Raw genomic sequence first — 408 nt, forward strand, 5'->3', positions numbered from 1 at the left:
CTGTATCCCTTCATCATTCCGCCGGATCTGACCTTGAGCGAAGCAGCATCAAGCCCCAACAGCCAGATCTTCATGCTGGTCGGATTCGCCGTGCTGATCCCCATCACCCTGGCCTACAACACCTTCGGTTTCCGCGTGTTCAGCGGCAAGGTCCGCGTTGCCAGCGATGGCTGATATTCACGTCACCCGACCTTTTTTGCTCACTAGCGACAGTCGCGAAGCCCGTAGCAGATCAGCAAAAGCCGCCTTGTCGATCGGCCGACTCATGAAATAACCCTGCACCTCGTTGCATTGATCTTTACCGAGAATCGCCAGTTGCTCCTCGGTCTCTACGCCTTCGGCCGTCACCGTCAGTCCCATGGCTTTGCCCAAACCGATGATCGCCTGCACCACGGCACGGTCGTTGGT

General features: G+C 57.4%; 2 protein-coding genes. One reads left to right on the plus strand and one right to left on the minus strand.

Annotated elements, in window-relative coordinates; genetic code table 11:
• The first annotated feature begins 12 nt into the window (after positions 1-12).
• Positions 13-174: a hypothetical protein gene (locus tag AAEY83_RS12985; protein ID WP_351059345.1), complete on the plus strand. Its 162-nt coding sequence runs from the start codon at positions 13-15 to the stop codon at positions 172-174.
• 3 nt (positions 175-177) lie between these two features.
• Here AAEY83_RS12985 and AAEY83_RS12990 read toward each other — a convergent pair.
• Positions 178-408, minus strand: a 231-nt coding sequence (locus tag AAEY83_RS12990) for an EAL domain-containing protein (protein ID WP_351059342.1), incomplete at its 5' end; no start/stop codon positions are given.

Origin of the sequence: Psychrobacter sp. TB20-MNA-CIBAN-0197 (assembly GCF_040309765.1) — a bacterium.
GTDB classification, from domain to species: domain Bacteria; phylum Pseudomonadota; class Gammaproteobacteria; order Pseudomonadales; family Moraxellaceae; genus Psychrobacter; species Psychrobacter submarinus.